This is a genomic window from Sphingobacterium puteale (assembly GCF_003627955.1).
Classification (GTDB): domain Bacteria; phylum Bacteroidota; class Bacteroidia; order Sphingobacteriales; family Sphingobacteriaceae; genus Sphingobacterium; species Sphingobacterium puteale.
Genome location: NZ_RBWS01000030.1, coordinates 15,984 through 38,513, shown reverse-complemented (window position 1 = coordinate 38,513; position 22,530 = coordinate 15,984). Strand labels below are relative to the sequence as shown.

The window sequence follows — 22,530 nt, the reverse complement described above, 5'->3', positions numbered from 1 at the left end:
TATGCCCTGAGAAGAGATTTGCAATAAAGATTGGAGTAAATCGGGAAGAAGAGGCTGGTTTGTCTGTCTTTTACAGTTAAAGTAAATTATGTAGTTTTACTGATCAAATTAAGGCATTATGAATAAGTTTCATATACGGAAAGCGGAACAGGCAGATAAAGGAAGGATTTGGGAAATTATCCAACAGGCAATAGCACTGCGCAAGGAGCAGGGCAGCAGGCAGTGGCAAGATGGTTATCCGAATGAAGATGTAGTACAGTCGGATATTGATAAAGGATATGGGCATGTGGTGGAGGCTGATGGTAAAATTATCGGTTATGTCGCTATAATTTTCGATATCGAACCTGCTTACAATGCTATCGATGGCAAATGGCTCAGTGACGGCGAATATGTGGGCATTCATCGCCTGGCCGCAGCTCAGGACCCGCATGTAAAAGGTGTTGGTACAGCCATTATGCAAGGAGTGGAGGAAATCGCTGTTCTTAATGGTGTATATAGCATCAAAGTGGACACAAACTTTGATAACGGAGGTATGCTGCATGTATTTGATAAGTTGGGATATCAATATTGCGGAGAAGTTCATTTTCGAGGTGCTGCCCGTCGTGCTTTTGAAAAACTACTCAAATAAGTGATTATAGTACCAAAATTGGGTAAAAATGAGCTTAAAAGCCAATAGATTTTATGGCGTACTTGAGGTGATATATAAAAAATAAAAAAATCCCTTCTAAAAGAATAAGAAGGGATTTTTTTATTGAATAAAGCTACTTTTAAGCAATAATCAAATAGTAGTTTTTCTTGCCTCGCTGTGCAATGATGTATTTATTGTTTACCAAATTACCTTCGGTAATAAGTTGTTCGATATCCGTTGCTTTTTCACGGTTGATAGAAACACCACCACCTTGCAGCATTTTACGTGCTTCGCCTTTTGAAGGAAAAACTTGCGTACTGACAGCCAAGAGATCAAGGATATTGATTCCCGCTTTTAGATCTTCTCTTGTTATCTGAAATTGCGGAATACCTTCAAACACATCCAATACGGCTTCGTGATCTAAATTGTCTAAAAATTCCAATGTACCATTGCCAAAGAGAAATTCAGAGGTTTTGATTGCTGTCTCGTAAGCTTCTTCGGAGTGTGTGCGGATAGTGATGTCTTTCGCTAATGCTTTTTGGACAATGCGTAAATGTGGTGCGGCATCATGTTCTTTGATGATCGCTTCGATTTCCGCCTGTGGTTTAAGTGTGAAAATCTTAATCCAGTTTTTGGCATCGTCATCCGAGGTGTTTAACCAAAACTGGTAATATTTATAGGGCGAAGTCTTCTTTGGATCTAACCATACAGCTCCAGATTCTGTTTTTCCGAATTTTTGACCATCTGCTTTTTTAATCAGTTGCGTGGTGATTGCATAAGCTGTTCCTTGATCCTGGCGACGGATCATTTCACTTCCTGTGACAATATTACCCCATTGATCAGATCCGCCCATTTGTATTTTACAATTGTGGTGTTTCCACAGGTAATAAAAATCGTAACCTTGAATCAATTGATAGGTGAATTCCGTAAATGATAGACCATTGTCTCCTTCCAAACGTTTTTTTACGGAATCTTTTGCCATCATATAGTTGACGGTAATCATTTTACCGATATCACGAATAAAGTCCAAAAATTTGAAATCTTTGAACCAATCGTAATTATTAACCATCTGGGCATCATTTTCGCCTTCTCCAAATTCAAGAAATTTGCCTAACTGTTTTTTCAGACAAGCAACATTATGCTGTAGAGTTGCTTCGTCAAGTAAGTTACGCTCTGCAGATTTGAAAGAAGGGTCCCCAATCATTCCGGTCGCACCGCCAACCAATGCGACCGGTTTATGTCCCGCATTTTGGAAATGGATCAATGTCATGATTTGAGTTAAGTGTCCTACGTGTAGAGAGTCTCCTGTGGGATCAAAGCCAATATAGCCAGCGACTTTTTCTTTATTAAGTAAGTCTTCAGTTCCAGGCATAATATCTTGCAACATGCCTCTCCAACGTAATTCTTCTACAAAGCTCATTGTTAAATGGATTTAATTTTTTAATTTACAAGATGCAAAGATAGGAGATTAAGCGTATATTGAGCGAATAATTCCATATAAAAGCACACGCTAATAAGCTAATATGAATTTTTTGTCACATTTTTATTTTGAGCGGTTTGCAACCAATCCCGAGCGAATTGTCGGTGGGTTGTTGCCCGATCTATTAAAAAATGCAGATAAAACTTTTGTGCTCAAACCCAGACAATATGAAAATGAACTGCTGGACAATCCCTTGCTGGAACAACTTTATATCGGTTGGAACCGTCACATAGAAGTCGATCGCCTTTTTCATAATTCAACGTATTTTTTTCATCATACCCATCAGTTAAAGTTGCAGATACAATCAAGCTTGCAAGGATTACCTATTCGGCCTTCTTTTATGGCGCATATTGCTTTGGAACTCTTATTGGACCATATTCTGACGCAGCAAAGGGCTGTTTCTATTGATAAATTGTATATTGCAATGTCTCAAGTGAACGAAGATGCTGTGCGAAAATTCTTGAAAATAAACCAATTAAGTGATATTCCTAAATTCGACAGATTTTACCATCAATTCATTGAGTGGAAATATCTATATGATTATGCGCATATGGAGAAGATTGCAGGTGCACTTTTTAATATCTGTAAGCGGTTGTGGCAATTTGAAATTCAAGAGAATCAGCGCCAATTATTGACGGAACAATTGGTTTCTTATTTACATCATCATATGGGGGACTACCAGGAAATTTACCAATATATTCATTACGAATTAGTGGACTTTAAATAGTCCGCTAAAAAATACCAATAGCATAAGACTTTGAAAATATTTATTTTCGCATAATTTTACGCATAAAACTAATTTTACATGTCACATAGACTTTTTCGGAAGAAAAGTGTTGATCAGATCCTACTGGATACCCAAAACGAGGGTGGAACTGGCCTCGCGAAGGTTTTGGGAGTAACCGATCTGGTTTCATTGGGTATCGCAGCTATTGTGGGCGCTGGGATTTTTAGCACCATCGGGTTAGCGAGTTATGAAGGTGGTCCCGCTGTTTCTCTGCTCTTTATTTTTACCGCTTTTGCCTGCGTGTTTACTGCTCTTGCTTATGCGCAGTTTGCGAGCACGGTGCCTGTTTCTGGGTCAGCCTACACCTATGCCTATGTGGCTTTTGGTGAGCTGTTTGCTTGGATTATAGGCTGGGCACTGGTATTGGAATATGCGGTTTCCAATACGGTCATTGCTATATCTTGGTCACAATATTTTGTTTCCATGTTAGCGGGATTTGGTTTGCATATACCGGCCTGGCTTTCCATGGCTCCGGGTTATGCCTTTGATGCAGTAGATAAAATGAATCAGCATGGCTTAGCAAACCTTACAATCATTGATCAACAAGGGCTTGCAGCATTTAACAGTGCACCACGAATCGGTGGAATGCCCATTATATTTGATTTGCCAGCTGGTGTAATAACTTTTTTGGTCACCTGGCTTGTCTATATAGGCATCAAGGAATCTCAAAAGGCGAGCATGATTATGGTGATGATTAAAGTGGGGATAATTCTGGCGGTTATTTTTGGTGGCATATTTTATGTGAAGCCTGAAAACTGGACTCCGTTTGCACCAAATGGCTTGGAGGGTGTCCTCGGAAGTGTAGCTGCTGTATTTTTTGCTTTTATCGGATTTGATTCGATCTCCACAACGGCCGAGGAATGTAAAAATCCACAACGCGATCTACCTAAAGCCATGATTTATTGCTTGCTGATCTGTACGGTCCTATATGTCGCTATTACCATCGTGTTGACTGGAATGGTCAACTATACTGAACTTAACGTAAAAGATCCTTTGGCTTTCGTATTCAAGTATGTTGGATTTGACCATATGGCCGGCATTATATCCGTGACATCGGTTATTGCGATTACTAGTGCACTTTTGGTCTATCAACTGGCGCAACCAAGGATTTGGATGACAATGAGTAGGGACGGATTGTTGTGGAAGAAATTTGCGACAATTCACCCGAAATACAAAACGCCTTCCTTTGCCACAATTGTAACGGGGCTCGTAGTAGCTATTCCTTCGCTGTTCTTCAAGATGGATTTTTTTGTTGACTTGACAAGTGTAGGTACATTCTTTGCGTTTATATTGGTCTGTGCAGGTGTGCTCTACATGGATTATTCTGGATTATCGGCCAAATCCAAATTTAAAGTTCCCTACATCAACGGAAAATATCTAGTAGGTGCAGGATTCATTATCGCGATTGCTTGTATCGCTATTTATGGCCAGAATGTATTAGACGAGTGGAAGAGATCTTCACTTTTGGAAATTGTTGAACATAAAATGTTGGTAATCATATTTTGGTTAACATGGTTAGGTTTGAGCATTTATAGCTTTAAAATGAATTTCTCTCTCCTGCCTGTTATCGGGATATTGATTAATCTATATCTAATGACTGAGCTTGGTGCTAGTAATTGGATTATTTTTGTGATTTGGTTGGTAATTGGTTTAGGGGTATATTTTATGTATGGTTATAAACACTCCAAACTAAATAGATCAACCTCTGCTTAGAATTGTGTTGTATCAAATAACAAAGGAGCTATCGAATAATAGCTCCTTTGTTATTTGATATTTAAAATCTCCACAAAAGGATTCGGCTTACTTTATTGCCTTGTTCCATACGGATAACTTCAGATTCTTTTACATTGATTTTCTTTAGTTTATGTAGTAGAAAGCGAACATCTTCACGGTGAGCAACTAATGAGGAAAACCACTTCACCTGATCTCTATAGAACTGACTTTCAAATATCATACGTGTCAAGAAAGCTTTCTCTCCACCGTCGCACCAAAGCTCACTTCCTTGTCCTGAAAAGGTTTGGACAACGCTTGTCTCATCTATTTTAGCATCTTTTATACCTGTAGTTTTACGTACAGATTGTTGTAATGCCTCCGTTTGGGAACTAAAGAAAGGTGGGTTGCAGATGATCATGTCAAATTTTTCATCAGGAAGGATGATGTCTTTGAAAATCGCTTTTGGATTGTTTTGTAACCGTATTTGGATATTCTTTTTTAAACTCATATTGGTACGGGTAATCTCAATAGCGTTTTTATAGGCTTTTTTTATAACCTCGGAACCAACAAAACTCCAGCCATATTCCTGGTGACCAATAATGGGATAGATACAACTGGCTCCCACACCGATATCAAGCACTCGTACCTTTCCTCCTTTTGGAATTTCACCGTTGTTATCTCTGGCAAGCACATCAGCAACATAATGAATATAATCTGCTCTACCCGGAATAGGAGGACAGAGATTTTCCTTTGGAATGTCCCAATGTTGGATGTGGTAGTACTTTTTAAGAAGTGCTTGATTTAATATTTTAACAGCTTCCGGATTGTTGAAATCTATTGTTTTGAGCTTATAAGCATTTACGGTAACAAAATCTTTTAAGGAAGGTTCGATTTTGCTAAGTTCGTCAAAATTGTAGTTATCGAGATGTCTATTTCGAGGGTGTAATTTCTTTGTTGGATTAGCGTCTGCCATGTTATAATATTTGCAACAAAAGTAATGCAATTCTATTGAATAAAAAAGGTGATGCTTGTGCATCACCTTTAAAGACTTAATCTTTTCGTATGAGGTGAACCTCCGACGTTTGAGGGAAGTTCAATGGAACCCGTTCAATGGTGACAAAACTGGAATCTAAACCGAATCCTTTTTCTTCGGATAAACTCATTTTTTTCAGGTATCCATAAATGTCCATAATCACTTTCTCGATCCAGGACATCTGATTCGTTTTGGATAATACCTTCTCCAGCACGACAAATTTGAAGTCTCCTGGAATATTATGTTTACGGAGGGTCTCGTATTGGCTTGTAATATCAATTTCGCCTTTTTTCACCATATCTTCAACGACTTTTCGGAAAAGTAGGCTGATACGCTGCTCTTCTCTAAAACCTAATTTAAAGTCAATACGAATCAGTTTTCCCGGGATAAGTTGATCAATGGAGTATTCTCTTGTGTGTGGGTGATCCATCACATCGACGTGGACCAGCCAATAGACGTCGGCACGCTTCGGTTTTTTATTGATGATGGAATAAATAATCTTAGCTTCGATTTCAGATTTGAAATTCGCACTGGTTAGGTATACCAGATGCGAAGCAAAAGGTGGAACCGACTTGTCTTCACTCAATTCCGATATAATTGGATAGTATTTATTGATATTAATAAAATTAACAAAACGATTTTTAATCTTACGTGCGGTATACCAACAGTACATTGTGCCGAACAAAGCAATTGCCAATAATAGCGTTAACCAGCCGCCATGCGCAATTTTTACACCATTACCAACCAAGAAGGTTAATTCTATCACAAAATAAGCGACCAGGAAAATGCCGATGAGCACACGATTTACTTTTTTCATGGCTAGGAAATAGCCCATTAAAACTGTTGTCATCAATACCGTTAAATTGATGGCAAGACCATAGGCGGCATCCATTTTACTTGATTCTTCAAACACCCAGATAACGATCATACAGCCAATCCAGAGGATTAGGTTGATTGATGGGACATATAATTGCCCTTTATGTTCGCTTGGGTAGCGGATAGCAACCTTGGGCCATATATTTAAACGTACAGCTTCTGAAATCAGCGTGTATGATCCGGATATCATCGCCTGACTTGCAATTACGGCGGCAATGGTCGCAATAGCAATACCGTAACCGATAAACCAATCTGGCATAATGGAGTAAAACGGGTTTTCACCCCCCAACACCCGGCCTTCTTGTGTCAGTAACCACGCTCCCTGACCAAAATAGTTCAATATCAATGTAATTTTGACGTAGATCCAACTGATACGAATATTTGCTTTACCGCAGTGCCCCATATCCGAATACAGCGCTTCTGCACCTGTCGTACAAAGAAATACTGCACCGATCAGGAGTAGCGAGTGCGGATAGGTTATTAAAATATGAAAAGCATAATAGGGATTGATTGCTTTCATTACTTCTGGTGCCAAATGGATATGGGATAGTCCAAGGACGCCAATAATGGTGAACCATATTGTCATCAATGGGCCGAATACTTTTCCCACAACAGAAGTTCCAAACCGTTGAATAATAAAAAGTAACGAAATAATTGTTACGACAATCGGCACTGTTGGCAGGCCCGGAAATTTGATGTCCAAACCCTCTATCGCTGAGGATATGGTGATGGCTGGTGTAATCATCCCATCAGCCAATAATGTCGCTGCACCTACCATGGCTGGAAAAATTAACCATGGTGCTCTCTTGCGAACTAAAGAGTAAAGTGAAAGAATTCCACCTTCACCTTTGTTGTCGGCGCGTAGTGTGATCCAGACATATTTGATGGTCGTTTGCAGTGTCAGCGTCCAAAAAACGCAGGAAAGGCCGCCCAAAACCAGGTCTTTTTGAATGGCACCCTGTCCCATGATTGCTTTGAAGACATATAGCGGGGAGGTTCCGATATCTCCAAACACGATTCCTAAACTGATCAATAATCCGGCGAAACTCACCTTATTGATGCTGTTGTGATGACTGTTATCTGTCATTTAAATTTTATTTTATTTCAAAATATAATGCAAAAATATACTTTTTACTTATACTTTAAGCATATACATTTTCTGCGCCAAATTTTAGCATTTCATTTGACATGCGCAAGAGCTGTTAAAATTTGTTAAAAGAATCTTTTGATCCCGTGTTTCACTAAAAAATTTTTAAACAAAATAGTAACTTTGTTGTTGATAATTCAAATAGTTAGCGTTATATTTGATTAAACCGTAACCAATATTTGAAGTCTAATTTAACACTATGGGGAGAAATCTACTTAAAGCAGCTTATTTAACACTTATTACCGCACTGATTTTGTGCAGCGGGGTAGCTCGGGTGTATGCAAAGTCTCCTGATGGCCATATTTATCTGCAGACTACTGGGAGCGGTAATGAAGAATTTGGTGATAACACAATCAAGGATACGGAGAAACTGATTAATAACGTTAAGGTATTTTATAATCCTATCGCCGAACAGGTCAATCTTTCATTTAAATTAGCAAAATCATCTAGTGTGTCCATTAAAGTTATGGATGCGCTAGGAAACGAGATTCTACAGTTGATGAATGGAAATCTGGATGCTGGTATTCAAAATCTTTCGTTCGAACATGGGGGCAAATTGACAACTGGATTTTATTTTGTGCGTGTAGTTGCCGGATCAGAGACAGTGGTCAAGAGATTTTCTGTCCGTTAATCCGTGGAAAAAATTCGATTGATAAATAGACATTATTAAAATAAAAAACCAAGGGGGATCATTTGATCCCCCTTGGTTTTTGCTTATTCTTGAACCTCATCAATCCAGCGCCCATCATCTTTAATGATCTTGATCAATTCGTCCAATGCATGCGCGGAACTTACGTTCTTCTTGACGACTTGCTGGCCTCTGTAAAGAGTTACCTTATCGGGGCCCGCGCCCACGTAACCATAGTCTGCATCAGCCATTTCACCTGGGCCATTCACGATACAGCCCATAATGCCAATTTTCAAGCCTTTGAGGTGATTGGTACGGCTCCGAATCATTTGCGTGGTCTCCTGAAGATCGAACAGGGTCCTTCCGCAGCTTGGGCAAGAAATATATTCTGTTTTTGATATTCTTGAACGGGTTGCCTGTAATATACCAAACGAAAGCGATGCTATATTTTCCAATGGTGTGGCCGGAGAATCAATCCATATGCCCGAACCTAGGCCATCAATTAATAAAGCCCCCATGTCTGTGGCAGCATATAACTGGATTTTTGAGATAGGTTCTTCTGGATTCATAAACTCGCCCATAGATCCTGAGAAATCCTCTCGACGATACGATCTTTTGATAATGACAGGATTGTCAATGCTGATCTCTTGTAGATTCCGGAAAAATTGACGTTGATCAGCCATTCCATGCGTACGATCCGTTTCTAAGATAAATACGACTGTCTTGTCCAAAGGAAATGTCTCAAATAGTGGGCTCGTTAAATCCGTATTATTTATTTTTACCATGTTCAAAACGCGATCCTTATTGTCCGTTTGGACAAATTCTTCCAATGTATAGAGCGGATGGATATTTGTTTTGTCCTGAAGTTTCGACCATGTCGTAAAGTTGTATACCTGTTTTAAATTGGCAGGCATATTAAAGGAAGGCAAATGGTCTCCTAGATAGACAAAATCTACGGATTGTTCGCCCATATGATATTTATCCAAAAGGATATCATAGCGGTAACCGACTTTTGTCAGAATTTGCGCATCCTTGAGATTCTCATTTGAAATATCTGTCACAATCCGGGGAACTAGTGACCCACCAACGAAGGTATTGACCTCTTGACTCTGATAGGGGATAGCCGGGCTATCTGGGGAGAGTTGTACGATTTCTTCTTTTGATTGACTGTTTAAGGTAGCTCTTCGTTTGCTATACCTATTAACCAATGCGATTGCTACGGGAGCTTCACGTTCAGGCTCCTCGGTCAGGGAAACTCTTACCGTATCCCCAAGTCCGTCTTCCAGTAGTGTACCTATCCCTACTGCGGATTTTACACGGCCATCTTCTCCATCGCCTGCCTCGGTTACACCAAGGTGTAAAGGATAGTTCATGTTTTCAGCAACCATCTTTTCAACCAGCAAACGGTAGGCTTTGACCATCACCTGTGGGTTTGAGGATTTCATTGAAATACAGAGATTATGGAAACTAAGATCTTCACACATGCGGATAAATTCCATCGCAGATTCGACCATTCCTTCAGGGGTATCTCCATAGTGGCTCATAATCCGATCTGAAAGTGAACCATGGTTTGTACCAATGCGCATGGCAGTACCATGCTCTTTGCAGATCTTAACTAAAGGAGCAAACTTTGTATAGATGCGTTCCAGTTCTAACTTATATTCATCCGCAGTATAGGAAAGCTGGTCAAACTTCTTCTTATCCGCATAATTACCGGGATTAATCCGGACTTTCTCGACAATCCGGGCTGCAACTTCAGCAGCATTTGGAGTAAAATGTATATCTGCCACCAAGGGGACCTGATAACCTCTTTTCCGGAGTTCGTTTTTTATATTTGCTAGATTCTGAGCTTCTTTTATGCTTGGGGCCGTGATACGAACATATTCACAGCCCGCTTCTACCATTCGAATGGTCTGTTCGACTGAGCCTAGGGTATCCATCGTATCCACAGTAGTCATACTTTGAATACGAATCGGGTTGTCTCCGCCCATAGGGACGTCGCCGATCTGAATTTCCCTCGTTTTCCATCTCGAATATTCTACCTTGGAATTACAATAGATTCCTGGCAAACTCAACATATTACTTGTGTTCATATATAACACAAAGTTAGCTTTTATTGACTAAAAATTCGTTGTCAATTAATATCTTCTAATTTTTATCGATGTAATTCCACCATTAATATCAAAATCAAACTTTTGTGTTGCAGTGTCGTAATTAGTGGATTTGACTAAGCCCTCAGTTTTTAAGAAATCACCCTCATAATCTGTGGACGATAATGCATTATCACTTGTGATACGGCATGCTGCATTTTTAGGAATTGCGATTTCGATGGAGGAGGCCCCGGCGTCCAGAGCGATCTTGCTTGTCGCTAAAGGTTGACCAAGTTTGAGTTTTAGACTTGTTGCACCGGCGTCAATATCCAATAGCTCAATCTTATAAGCTGAAAGATCCAAATTGGCATCAATTGCCCCGATATCAAAGTTCAGCTTCCATACAATATTTGGATTGAGCGCAATATGCGTATTGTTGTTTTTACTGTTAAAATCTTTGTCTTTAAATTTACCTTTAAGATTGATATTCAGTTTTTCGCTGGATTCCCCACGCGTGGTTATACCCAAAAGATATTCACTAGAGCTGTTATAAGCGGTGAATATTGCAGAAGTTGTTGAGCTGTCGTTTTTTAATGATGTGGCTCCCAAATCTATATTTAAAGTTGCGCTTTGGATTTTATTATCCAACGGCACAGTCAGTTTTTCCGTTGAATAGCTCGTTTTATCATTGGGGTCGTCAGTATTTCTGACACCAAGTGTTTTACTTTTTAGCAATTGCGTTAATAGGGGCTCTTTTGGGGTAGATAAACCGATATAAGTAAGGAACCCCAAGATGACTACTGTGGCACCGATAGCAATAAACTGTCCTATCTGTTGATCTTTAGGGACCAACATACGAATTCCTGCGAGGACAATGAATAAGGGCCAATATCGGAAAATTCCAACCCAATTGAAGGATATGCTATTCAGTTGGGATAATAATAAGACAATACCTATGAAAAGAATTGTAATTCCAGTTGTTATACGTTGTGTGTTCATGATTAATTCCGTTTGTTATATACCCCAAAAGTAAATCGCTTTATTGGACACTGTATGAAAGATTAGGCTATTATACATAAAAATTCGGTAAATGTGACGAAATGGTCGGTAAGTAATTTTGTTTTTCTCCTACTTTTTAGGTTTTCGCTTGTTTATATATTTGACGGAATTAATTACCTTTAATGGATACGCGGGCCAAACTTAAAATTTGGTGGCTGTAATATACAGAATTTAAATTGATAATATGATTTTTCATCACATTGGTGCATATCTTATACTGCTTAAGGCGGTCTTTAAAAAACCAGAGAAAGGACGTATCTATTGGAAGGAGACCATACTGACCATGACCGATATTGGAATAGGATCTTTGGGGCTTATTGTGATCATTTCAACTTTTATTGGAGCGGTAATGACCATGCAGATTGCTTTTCAGATGGTTTCAGACCTTATTCCCAATTCGATTATAGGTTCTATCAATAGGGATTCAAATATTTTAGAGTTGGGACCTACAATTTCGGGATTGGTATTAATGGGGAAAATAGGCTCATCAATTTCTTCTCAAATTGGTTCTATGCGCGTAACGGAGCAGATTGATGCCTTAGAGATCATGGGGATCAATGCCCCCGGCTATCTCATATTACCTAAAATATTGGCCGGCGTGACGATGATTCCCATGTTGGTTATTATCGCCATCGTTTGTGCTTTAGTGGGAGGGCTACTAGGGGGCTCACTATCCGGGGCTGTGACACCTGCAGATTATATTTTAGGTATTCAAGACAATTTTAATGGCTTTACAGTCACTGTAGCGCTCGTAAAAGCTGTTGTGTTCGGTTTTATCATTACCTCAGTATCGGCGTATAAGGGATATAAAGTGAAAGGTGGAGCGCTCGAGGTAGGACAAGCGAGTACCGAAGCTGTTGTGGTCGGCTGTATTACCATTCTGGCAGCAGATTATGTAATTACAGCATTAATGCTTTAAAAAGATCTTATGATTGAAATTGAAAATATTAACAAGTCTTTTGGTGAGAACCATGTTTTAAAAGGAATAAGTGCAAATTTCGAACCCGGAAAAGTAAGTTTGATCATTGGTGGATCCGGTTCGGGAAAAAGTACCTTATTAAAATGTATCGTTGGATTGCATCACCCCGAAAAGGGTAAGGTACTGTTTGACAATAGTGATTTCACCAGAATGAATTTTGAAGAACGCGTACCGATCCGGAAAGAAATCGGAATGTTATTTCAGAATTCAGCCCTGTTTGATTCAATGACGGTGGAGCAAAACATTATGTTCTCCTTGGATATGTTCACAGATATGTCTAAAGCCGAAAAATTAGACCGCGCAAACCATTGTTTGGAACAGGTTAACCTGGAGGGAAGGAACAAGTTATTCCCCGCTGAACTATCTGGAGGAATGAAAAAACGCGTTGGTATCGCGCGTGCGATCAGTATGAATCCCAAATATCTTTTTTGCGATGAACCAAATTCAGGTTTGGATCCGGAGACCTCTATTGTAATTGATGAATTAGTGCTTAAAATTACCCAGGAACTGAAGTGCACAACAGTCGTCGTCACCCACGACATGAACTCTGTTATGGGGATCGGTGAGTATATTCTATTTTTATATCAAGGGCAAAAATTTTGGGAGGGATCCAATAAAGATATGATGCGATCCGATGTGGAGGAATTAAATAATTTTGTATTTGCAAGCCCATTGATGAAAAGTGCCAAAGCTTCTATGGGGCAATAAACGGTGAGATAATGAATATATTTACATTTATCATAGATTTCCCGTGTTTTGGCCTATATTGAAGATCCTGGATTACATGGATTTTTCTGCTGTTTTGATGTGAGGAATTTCCATTTCCAAAGCGGATGGGCGGAAGCTAAATTTCAATATAAGGGAAATTTAGCTTAGTTTTGTCGGAAAATTTTGATTTTGGCAACAACGAATATACAACTATTGACCCCACAACATTGGAAAGACTATGAGCTTATTGACTGTGGTGATTTTGAGAAATTAGAACGCTTTGGCGATCTGATATTAATTAGGCCGGAGCCACAGGCTGTGTGGCCCAAGGCTTTGAGCGATGCAGAATGGAACAAACGTTATCATATCAAATTCAAGGGACGTTCGGCTACTACCGGAGAGTGGTTGAAAAAAAATCCAAAAATCCAGGACCGTTGGCATATCCAATATAAAAACGATGATGTCGCTATCAAATTCAGATTGGGATTGACCTCGTTTAAGCACGTTGGGATATTTCCCGAACAGGCTGTCAATTGGGATTATATTTCGGAATCTGTCCGTTCTTTTAAGGCCGAGAAACCCAAAGTTTTAAATCTTTTTGCATATACGGGGGGAGCTTCATTAATAGCGAAGGCCGCGGGAGCAGACACAACACATGTCGACTCTATTAAGCAAGTGGTCACTTGGGCGAATGAAAACATGGAGATTTCCAACCTGGATAATATCCGTTGGGTAGTTGAGGATGCATTGAAGTTTGTCAAGCGCGAGCTAAAAAGGGGAAATACGTATAATGGTATTATTTTGGATCCACCAGCATACGGACATGGACCAAAAGGAGAAAAATGGAAGCTCGAAGACCATATTATGGAGATGATGACAGAGGTGGTTCAATTGTTGGATCCCAAAGAGCATTTCCTGATCTTAAATACTTATTCATTGGGTTTTTCTTCGGTCATTGTGGAAAATTTAATAAAAACTGCCTTTCCGAAAGTAGAAAATTTAGAAATTGGCGAGCTTTTTCTGCAAGCTACTGCAGGGCCAAAACTTCCACTGGGAGTTTTTGGGAAATTTCGTAAAATTGCACGGTAAATATTCCTGTTTATTCAACAGGAATATTTACCGTGCAATAAACGCGGCAGTCCTGTGGACCTGCCGCGTTTATTTTAGTCCCAATACGACCTATATCTGAAGGGCTTTTAAACGGGTGGTTGCAAGCTCCAGCTGTAAGGGTATAGCTTCCAGGGTGCTTTTAGGAAGATACGAGAGCTGATCTTGTAGTTTATGATAGTAATCTATTCCGGCCTGTAATTGTGCTTTGAATTTGGCAATATAATTTATTTTTTTGTCATTGAGTTTATCTTTATTGTCGCTGATATATTTTTGGATATGATCGATATAGAGGTTTAATTCATTGATCAGCACAAATTGCCGGTCTGAATTTTCTAGTATCGACACGCGGCCGTAAATATGATCAATCATCTGTTTTAAAGAATATTGTTTTTTGAACCAGTACAGATTTGGCCCCGGACAAATGGAGACAGCCATCTGCTCCTTATTTTGTTGGATATTGTATTTGAGATAAGCGGGAGCAGCCAGTCCTTCACAGAGGCAGTTTTTTTCGGTGATGGTATCGAATGCCTTGTTGTATTCTTCAGCCGTAAGTTGCTGGTTCTGCAGTTCCAGGATTTTTTGGTGTTGATATGCACGTGATGCGGTACAAATCGGCTTTTCTCCAAATTCCCGATTGGCGATTAGATATTCTTTTTTACAAGGGCTTCCGGGCCTTCCTTTTTGGATACGTTCTAACCGTAACTTTTCGGCGCTGCTGGTTCTAAAATTATTAAACGGTACACCTAAAGGTGAAGCTCCGCTACAGTAGAAGTCGGTTTGCTCAGCTTCTGCCAGTGCTTTCAACGTTTCATTGTCCACAGTTGTAGCTTCCGGAACCATTAAAAATGGCGAGCCCCAACCCACAGCATCAAATTCATAGTAATTCAATAGAAATTGATGTTCGATGGCGGTGCCTATTCCGCCTTGTACGGTATATTTGACCTGGGGTGAATCGGTCAACTGTAAGCCATGTCCTAGCCAATAGTCCTGATAAATTGTGAAGAGCTCCGCTTGTAAACTTTGTTTTTTTGTCTTGAACTCTTCCAAAATGGGACCCAATAGAAAACCATCTGTTGCAAAAGCATGTCCACCGCAATTTAATCCAGACTCTACCCGGAACTCAGAAACCCAGACTCCTCTTTTTGCGAGATATTTTGCCTGGATAAGGGATGATCTAAAATCGCTGACTTTTAAAACGACCTTCTTGTTAAAACTGCTGTCAGCATTTGGGAAGAATGCCGGTAATTCAGCAAGATAGGCATATAAATGCGGGTTCATTCCTGCGGAGAGAATGACTGAAGAGTGTAATGTGGAATTAGCGAACCCGCGTAAGGCGGCTAAAGCATCCGAGTAGTGCTGGGCTAAAGGAACGCCATTCTTATAATTTATTTTGTCCACTTTGGACATAATATTAACATTGATGTCTCCGGGTTTCAGATAATTGATCAACAGATCTTGAAGCGCTGTTTTGATCGCGCGATTTGTTTCAATTTCCATCGCGTGATAGATCGGTTTTGAGGGATGGGAATCCGGTAAAAGCTGGAAGTATTTGGTCAGTTCCGAATTTTCAGTAAAGGATTGATGTTTCAGGGAGTTTATCTGCCTATTGACCACCTGCTGTACGAGATCGAGATAGGCGGTGATTCTATTTGCACGGAAGTCTTCTTCCGTTGTGCAGATCGGATGATAAGGAATTTGATATTGCCCGCAGTAATAGCGGCGCATGCGCTCGATGAGCTCGTCGTCAACAATGGACATTACGGAAGAAATCCCGTATTGTGCAACCTTGATTGCCGAGTCTATTGAAAAGGCTAGCCCCAATACCGGGATATGGAAAGTGTGCGTCATTCTTAAATAGTTCTTTTACGAAATAATCAAGAATAACGCGAAAAAAAAATAATGACTACACGTCTACAGCGGTGATTGTGATCACTATTCAAACACAATGGTTTTATAGTCGTTGAGCATTACACGGTCTTCGCTCAATAGGCGTATTGCTCTGCTTAAAACTGCTTTTTCAATTTCTTTACCGGCAGTTACCATATCTTTAACGGTATAAGTATGATTGACATGGCGTATATCCTGGACGATGATAGGACCTTCATCAAGCTGGTCGGTGACGAAATGTGCGGTAGCGCCAATAATCTTTACTCCTCGGGAATGCGCTTGTTTGTAAGGGTTTGCTCCAATGAATGCAGGAAGAAATGAGTGATGGATATTGATCAACCTATTTTCGAATGTAGCCACGAAAAAGGAGGAGAGGATGCGCATAAATTTTGCCAGAATGATATAATCAAAATTGTAATTTTTGATTTGCGCGATCAATTGTGTTTCAAAATCTTCTTTTGATAAGCCTTCATGCGAGATACAATGGAATGGAATATCAAATTTATCCGTAAATGAACGTAAGGTATCATAATTACCAATGACCGCCTGTACTTCTGCTCCCCAGGTTTCGAAATGTTGCCGAACCAGAATATCTGCCAGACAGTGATGTTCTTTAGTGACAAGGACAATAATTTTTTTCCGATTGCTGGGGTTTACCTGGATCTGCGCGGAAGGTGGAAGCACTTCGGCCAGTGAATTGGCAAGCTGTGTCTGGTTAGGAAATAAACCGTTACAGACGACACGGACAAAAAATTTATTTGCTTCTTCATCAACATACTCACGCATGGTAATGATATTAAGCTGATATTTGGCCAATGTGTTGGAAATATTGGCTACCAATCCAACGGCATCTTGACATTGGATCAGAATTAAGGTTTGATTGTGCATGAAATATAGGTCGTAGGTTGCAAAAAAGCGGGTTAATTAACCCGCTTTTTTTGTCAGTTCTTCTTCAAGGTCTACTTCTACACGCAAATTCTCGACGATATGTTTTTGTCGGTCCGGTGTGTTTTTGCCCATGTAGTATTCTAATAATTGTTGAATCTTATTGTCTTTTGATAAAATAACCGGGTCAAGACGGATGTCTTTTCCGATGAATAGGCCAAACTCGGAAGGCGATATTTCACCTAAACCTTTAAACCGGGTGATCTCAGGTTTGGCTCCTAGTTTCGCAATTGCTTTTTGACGTTCTTCATCGGAGTAACAATAGATCGTTTCCTTTTTGTTCCGAACCCGGAATAATGGTGTTTGGAGGATAGATACATGACCTGCTTTGACCAAATCCGGAAAAAACTGTAGGAAAAATGTCAATAACAAGAGACGAATGTGCATTCCATCGACGTCGGCATCAGTAGCGATAACAATATTGTTGTACCGTAATCCATCTAGTCCATCTTCGATATTGAGCGCATGTTGCAAGAGATTGAACTCTTCATTTTCATACACAATTTTTTTGGACATGCCATATGAGTTCAATGGTTTCCCTTTTAAACTAAAAACCGCTTGTGTCTGTACATCACGTGACTTGGTAATTGAACCTGATGCGGAATCTCCCTCTGTTATAAAAAGTGTAGTCTCTTGGTTGCGCTCGTTTTTATCACTGAAGTGGACTTTACAGTCGCGCAATTTGCGGTTGTGTAAAGATGCTTTTTTTGCTCTTTCATTGGCCAGTTTTTTGATCCCTGCAATATCTTTACGCTCCCTTTCAGATTGAAGAATACGTTTTTGCAGTGCATCTGCCGTACTTGGATTTTTATGAAGATAGTCATCCAATGCTTTTTTGACAAAGTCATTGATGAAGCCTCTTACAGTAGGGCCTTCCGGACCGACACTCTGAGAGCCTAATTTTGTTTTTGTTTGGGATTCGAAAACCGGTTCCTGTACTTTGATGGCAATGGCGCCAATAATCGAGGACCGAATATCTGATGCGTCAAATTCTTTTTTGTAGAATTCGCGTATTGTTCTGACAATTGCTTCACGGAAGGCTGCTTGGTGTGTTCCGCCCTGTGTCGTATGCTGACCGTTTACAAAAGAATAGTATTCTTCTCCATATTGTTGACCGTGGGTCATTGCGATCTCAATATCATCACCACGTAAGTGAATGATTGGATAGCGCATGGATTCGGAATCTATATTTCTTTCTAATAAGTCTTTTAATCCATTTTCAGAAATAAACTTCTGTCCATTAAAATTAATGGTAAGGCCTGAGTTTAGAAAAACATAGTTCCAGATCATATTCTCTACAAATTCCGGACGGTATTTGTAATTTCTGAAAATAGAATCATCTGGATAGAATGTTACTGATGTACCGTTGCGTTGTGTGGTATCTTTCTGCTCGTCATTCACCAATTCTCCTTTGGAAAACTGCGCAATACGTGTTATATTTTGGCGGTATGACTGTACCGTAAACTGGCTGGATAAAGCATTTACTGCTTTTGTACCCACGCCATTTAATCCAACAGATTTTTGAAAGGCCTTGCTGTCATATTTACCACCGGTATTGATTTTGGAAACTACATCTACGACAGATCCAATTGGAATTCCCCGGCCATAATCGCGTACTGAAACTTTGTTTTCGTTTACGGTGATATCAATGGTTTTACCGGCGCCCATCACAAACTCATCAATAGAATTGTCGACAACTTCTTTCAATAAAACATAGATGCCATCATCGTAGGCCGAACCGTCCCCTAACTTTCCTATGTACATTCCCGGACGAAGGCGGATATGCTCTTTCCAATCCAGGGACCTAATACTGTCTTCGTTATATGTACTCATAAATTTATGTAGAACTTAGCTAACAAAAGTATAAAAAATAAACCACGATATGTAGTATAAAAGACTAAATTTTTTAGATATCTATGGTTTCCGATAAGAAAGGTAAAATTGGCGGTTTCCAAGGAAATGTTTACATTTAGTGTAAGTAATTGTAAAGAGAAAAATTTATGGGGTTATTTGATAAAATCAGAAATGAATTTATAGATATTATCGAGTGGGTCGATAATAGTACGGATACGATTGTGTGGAAATTTCCGCGGTATCAGAATGAAATTAAGATGGGGGCTCAACTTACCGTACGGGAGGGGCAAGCCGCTGTATTTATGAATGAGGGCGTTGTGGCCGATGTATTTCAACCCGGCAGATATGAATTGACAACGCAGAACATGCCAATTATGACAACCATCAGCGGATGGAAGTACGGTTTTAACAGTCCGTTTAAGGCTGATGTTTATTTTGTCAACCTACGGCAGTTTGTTAATCAACGTTGGGGAACAAAAAATCCGATCATGTTACGTGATCCAGAATTTGGGCCGATACGACTTCGGGCCTTTGGAAATTTTTCCTTTCAGGTAAAAGATATCGCTGTTTTTATGAAGCAGCTGGTTGCGACGACTCCGGTATTCACCGTAGATGATATTACGGAGCAATTGCGTAATATAGCCGTTTCCAGAGGCATGGATGCCATTGCGGAATCAAAAATCCCAGCGCTGGATCTAGCGTCGAACTACGATGAAGTTTCGGTATTAATCCAACAAAAAATAAGCGGCGACTTTGAAGAGATCGGATTGAGCCTGACCAAATTTTTGATCGAAAATATCTCATTTCCAGAGGAGGTCGAAAAAGCACTGGATAAACGAAGCAGTATGGGGGTGGTAGGAAACCTTGGTGCTTATGCACAGTTTCAAGCTGCTAATTCCATGGAAAAAGCGGCGGAAAACCCAAGCAGTGGTGGCATTGTTGGTGCCGGTTTTGGTGCTGGTTTGGGAGCAGGAATGGTTGGGCAGATGGGTAATGTGTTTCAGCAAAATAATTTTGATGGCAACAATCCTACGGCTGCGGCTGGGGCGGGTGCTGCGACAGGCGCCGTTGTTCCGCCACCGATACCAAAGGCCGTTGCTTATTACTTGGCAATAAAGGGAAAGCAAGAAGGACCATTCGGTCAGGAACAATTACGTGGACTGCTTGGAGAGGGTACACTCACGGCTTCAACTTTAGTTTGGAAAGAAGGGCTTGATAACTGGACTGAAGCTGATAAAATTGTTGAATTAAAGGATTTGTTTTCGCAAACTCCGCCACCAATTCCTGGAGTTTAGAGATCTAAGTACTAATCACAAGTATGAGTTTTGAAGAGAAGACCTCCGAAATAGAGCGGGGGTTAAAATGCCAGGGTTGCGGTGCTGTTTTGACTTATCAACCCGGAACTTCCTACCTGGAATGTTCGTATTGTGGGACTAAAAATGAAATTGCGGACAACATGCCGAAAGGTGGGGAGATTGAAGCTACGGATTATAAAGTTTTTGGAAAGGTGATGGAAGGTGTCGCGGACGAGCGATATAGCTATCTGGCGGAAGTCGTTCATTGTAGCAACTGTGGGGCGAATTCGAGGTTGAATCCCCATGTTACAGCAGATGTGTGTGCTTTTTGTGCATCACCGTTGGTTATTGATCATCAGCAAAAACGTATCGTTAAACCCCATGGACTTGTGCCTTTCTCGGTGGACTATAAGCAAGCCTTTGGTTTATTAACGCAATGGGCAGGCAAAGTCTGGTTTGCTCCCAATGATTTCAAGCGGATCTTCAATACGCGGAATGATCGGTTGAAAGGCGTATACATCCCATTTTGGTCATACGATTCGGATGTGCATTCTTCTTATGAAGGATCACGTGGTGAATATTATTATGTAACACGAACACGACGTAATTCTGACGGTGAAACGGAGGAATATGAGGAGCGCCGCACGAACTGGTATCCTGCTTCGGGAACAATTTATAGCCAATTTAGGGACATCGTTATCTCTGGATCGACCTCGCTTCCCGAAAAGTTTTCGGATAAAATTGGCCCATGGAACTTGAGTTACCTGAAGCCATTTAACGAACAGTACCTGAGTGGTTTTATTGCAGAGACATTTAGTGTCGACCATGTTGTGGCGGCCCGAACCGCCCGAGCTATTATGGATCGCGAAATTGAACGGCAGGTCGAAAATGATATTGGTGGGGATACCCAGGATATTGATCTTATCGATAGTGATTTTAAGTCAATCAGATTGAAATATATACTCTTGCCCGTATGGCTTTCAGCTTATCAGTATAAGGGCAAGAGTTATCAGATCATGGTCAATGCTTTCAATGGTAAGGTGTATGGACAGAGACCCTATAGCTTTTGGAAAATCGCTTTCTTGGTGTTGTTAATTCTTCTTGTGTGCTATCTGTTGAGCTTTATGGGGTAATGATGTTTACAAAAGCAAAAAAAAACTCCATGATTTCGCTGGCATCGACAGCTATGAAAAGTAAACTGAAGTTTTTTTCTGATCAATTGAAACAAATATTTTCAATAAAAAAGAGCTGTGCTTCAAAAAGCACAGCTCTTTTTTATTGTCGTAAAATATAGTTATTTATTTAAAGAAAGCAAGAAGCCGATCGTAAAGTTTGCGTCCCAATCGAATACAAAGGTGTCGCAGTTGGTCGCATCTTTAAGCGCTTTGTAAATGTTGACACCGCTTTTGGTTTTTATTTTATCGGCTTTATAAGAAGTGGGATCATTCAATACAGTAAAACGCTCCTCTCCCTGACGTGTCTGAGATGCTAACTCAAAAGGAACGCCACCGATGATAAAGCAGACTTCTCTTTTTGAAGCCGGTATTTTCTCACCTAATTTTTTTACTTCTGCATAAACAGCCTCATCCTTTAAATCTTTTTCATAATATTTTGCACCAGGTGCTTCCTCAGATTTGGTATCACCATCAATCCACGAAATCTTAGTGTTGCCCGAACCGATGTCCACAACAAAAGAATTTTCTTCATAGGCTTTAGGAAGCACGGATTTAAGTGCTAGTTTTCCCTCTTGTTCGGCTGTCACTAAATTCACAACGAAGCCCATTTTTCTAAGTTCCGAACTGATGACAGTTGTTTTAGGTTCTTTCTGGGCGCCGGAACTGATCACAAAGTGGATATTTTTGGATTTTACGCCTTTATCAAGCATCATACCAATATAATCCTTTAGACCTTTACGGATATCTTCTGTGGTGGCTAATCCCTCATAGGCAAAGGATTTTCCAAAATCTTTGGAGATAATCTCCCAACGGTTTTCTTTATCCATATTGACGACAAAGGAATTGAATCCCGAAGCACCTACTTCTACAACACCCTTATACTCGCCGTCAACGGGCTTTTCAGGCTGATAGTTGAATGAGCGCGTGCTTTCCGGTCCTGAAGCTGCAGGTCCGGTAGCGTTGATATTGGTTGAGTCCGGTTTAACTGCGAGTTTAGTGTCAAACTTGCCAGACTGCATCGCCCAATAGCCAATAGCAAGGATAGGTAATGCGATAATAATTGCTTTGATAGGCCATCTTAACCTAGCCCATGTCGATTTCTCTTCCATAATTTTGAATAATATGATATTGTTTTG

General features: G+C 40.1%; 18 protein-coding genes. 9 read left to right on the top strand and 9 right to left on the bottom strand.

What is annotated here, in order from left to right; translation table 11 throughout:
* Positions 1–118 precede the first annotated feature (118 nt).
* Positions 119–628, top strand: coding sequence for a GNAT family N-acetyltransferase (locus D7322_RS27025; RefSeq protein WP_121127287.1), 510 nt, complete (start codon positions 119–121; stop codon positions 626–628).
* 139 nt (positions 629–767) lie between these two features.
* Here the strand turns inward: D7322_RS27025 and tyrS are convergent, their stop codons facing one another.
* Positions 768–2,048 carry a tyrosine--tRNA ligase gene (gene tyrS, locus D7322_RS27020; protein ID WP_121127286.1) on the bottom strand — a complete coding sequence of 427 codons (1,281 nt, stop codon included), beginning with the start codon at positions 2,046–2,048 and terminating at the stop codon, positions 768–770.
* Between the two features lie 103 nt (positions 2,049–2,151).
* Here tyrS and D7322_RS27015 point away from each other — a divergent pair, with 103 nt between their 5' ends.
* Together D7322_RS27015 and D7322_RS27010 are read left to right on the top strand one after the other, a co-directional pair.
* Positions 2,152–2,835, top strand: coding sequence for an ACP phosphodiesterase (locus tag D7322_RS27015; protein WP_121127285.1), 684 nt, complete (start codon positions 2,152–2,154; stop codon positions 2,833–2,835).
* Positions 2,836–2,913: 78 nt separating this feature from the next.
* Positions 2,914–4,608 carry an amino acid permease gene (locus tag D7322_RS27010; RefSeq protein WP_121127284.1) on the top strand — a complete coding sequence of 565 codons (1,695 nt, stop codon included), beginning with the start codon at positions 2,914–2,916 and terminating at the stop codon, positions 4,606–4,608.
* Between the two features lie 61 nt (positions 4,609–4,669).
* On the opposite strand, the gene rlmF is transcribed toward D7322_RS27010, so the two are convergent.
* Both rlmF and D7322_RS27000 read right to left on the bottom strand, forming a co-directional pair.
* Positions 4,670–5,581, bottom strand: a complete 912-nt coding sequence (gene rlmF / locus D7322_RS27005) for a 23S rRNA (adenine(1618)-N(6))-methyltransferase RlmF (protein ID WP_121127283.1) — start codon at positions 5,579–5,581, stop codon at positions 4,670–4,672.
* A 76-nt stretch (positions 5,582–5,657) separates the two neighbouring features.
* Positions 5,658–7,604, bottom strand: coding sequence for a KUP/HAK/KT family potassium transporter (locus tag D7322_RS27000; RefSeq protein ID WP_121127282.1), 1,947 nt, complete (start codon positions 7,602–7,604; stop codon positions 5,658–5,660).
* Positions 7,605–7,863: 259 nt separating this feature from the next.
* On the opposite strand from D7322_RS27000, the gene D7322_RS26995 reads away from it, so the two are divergent.
* On the top strand, positions 7,864–8,295 hold the full coding sequence (locus D7322_RS26995) for a T9SS type A sorting domain-containing protein (RefSeq protein ID WP_121127281.1): 432 nt from the start codon (positions 7,864–7,866) through the stop codon (positions 8,293–8,295).
* 83 nt (positions 8,296–8,378) lie between these two features.
* Here D7322_RS26995 and ispG read toward each other — a convergent pair whose 3' ends face one another.
* Together ispG and D7322_RS26985 are read right to left on the bottom strand one after the other, a co-directional pair.
* On the bottom strand, positions 8,379–10,385 hold the full coding sequence (ispG, locus tag D7322_RS26990) for a (E)-4-hydroxy-3-methylbut-2-enyl-diphosphate synthase (RefSeq protein ID WP_183078862.1): 2,007 nt from the start codon (positions 10,383–10,385) through the stop codon (positions 8,379–8,381).
* Positions 10,386–10,430: 45 nt separating this feature from the next.
* The gene (locus D7322_RS26985) at positions 10,431–11,381 is read right to left on the bottom strand and encodes a LiaI-LiaF-like domain-containing protein (RefSeq protein WP_121127279.1); all 951 of its coding nucleotides are present in this window, start codon (positions 11,379–11,381) and stop codon (positions 10,431–10,433) included.
* 244 nt (positions 11,382–11,625) lie between these two features.
* On the opposite strand from D7322_RS26985, the gene D7322_RS26980 reads away from it, so the two are divergent.
* The 3 genes from D7322_RS26980 (at position 11,626) to D7322_RS26970 (ending at position 14,217) form a co-directional block, all read left to right on the top strand.
* Positions 11,626–12,360 carry an MlaE family ABC transporter permease gene (locus D7322_RS26980; RefSeq protein WP_121127278.1) on the top strand — a complete coding sequence of 245 codons (735 nt, stop codon included), beginning with the start codon at positions 11,626–11,628 and terminating at the stop codon, positions 12,358–12,360.
* Positions 12,361–12,369: 9 nt separating this feature from the next.
* Positions 12,370–13,128 carry an ABC transporter ATP-binding protein gene (locus D7322_RS26975; RefSeq protein ID WP_108636691.1) on the top strand — a complete coding sequence of 253 codons (759 nt, stop codon included), beginning with the start codon at positions 12,370–12,372 and terminating at the stop codon, positions 13,126–13,128.
* 183 nt (positions 13,129–13,311) lie between these two features.
* Entirely contained in the window at positions 13,312–14,217 is a 906-nt protein-coding gene (locus D7322_RS26970) for a class I SAM-dependent methyltransferase (protein ID WP_121127277.1), read from the top strand.
* Between the two features lie 90 nt (positions 14,218–14,307).
* Here D7322_RS26970 and D7322_RS26965 read toward each other — a convergent pair whose 3' ends face one another.
* From D7322_RS26965 to D7322_RS26955, 3 genes are all read right to left on the bottom strand, one after another.
* Positions 14,308–16,086, bottom strand: a complete 1,779-nt coding sequence (locus tag D7322_RS26965; RefSeq protein ID WP_121127276.1) for a hypothetical protein — start codon at positions 16,084–16,086, stop codon at positions 14,308–14,310.
* Between the two features lie 84 nt (positions 16,087–16,170).
* A complete protein-coding gene (gene purU, locus D7322_RS26960; RefSeq protein ID WP_121127275.1) occupies positions 16,171–17,013 on the bottom strand; it encodes a formyltetrahydrofolate deformylase in 843 nt (280 codons plus the stop codon).
* A gap of 36 nt (positions 17,014–17,049) precedes the next feature.
* On the bottom strand, positions 17,050–18,903 hold the full coding sequence (locus tag D7322_RS26955; RefSeq protein ID WP_121127274.1) for a DNA topoisomerase IV subunit B: 1,854 nt from the start codon (positions 18,901–18,903) through the stop codon (positions 17,050–17,052).
* Positions 18,904–19,070: 167 nt separating this feature from the next.
* Between D7322_RS26955 and D7322_RS26950 the strand changes: the two genes are divergently transcribed.
* Positions 19,071–20,219 (top strand): SPFH domain-containing protein, encoded by a 1,149-nt coding sequence (locus tag D7322_RS26950; RefSeq protein WP_121127273.1) that lies wholly within the window; start codon positions 19,071–19,073, stop codon positions 20,217–20,219.
* 23 nt (positions 20,220–20,242) lie between these two features.
* A complete protein-coding gene (locus D7322_RS26945) occupies positions 20,243–21,352 on the top strand; it encodes a zinc finger domain-containing protein (RefSeq protein WP_121127272.1) in 1,110 nt (369 codons plus the stop codon).
* A gap of 161 nt (positions 21,353–21,513) precedes the next feature.
* Here the strand turns inward: D7322_RS26945 and D7322_RS26940 are convergent, their stop codons facing one another.
* The gene (locus tag D7322_RS26940) at positions 21,514–22,503 is read right to left on the bottom strand and encodes a hypothetical protein (protein WP_121127271.1); all 990 of its coding nucleotides are present in this window, start codon (positions 22,501–22,503) and stop codon (positions 21,514–21,516) included.
* Between the last annotated feature and the right edge of the window lie 27 nt (positions 22,504–22,530).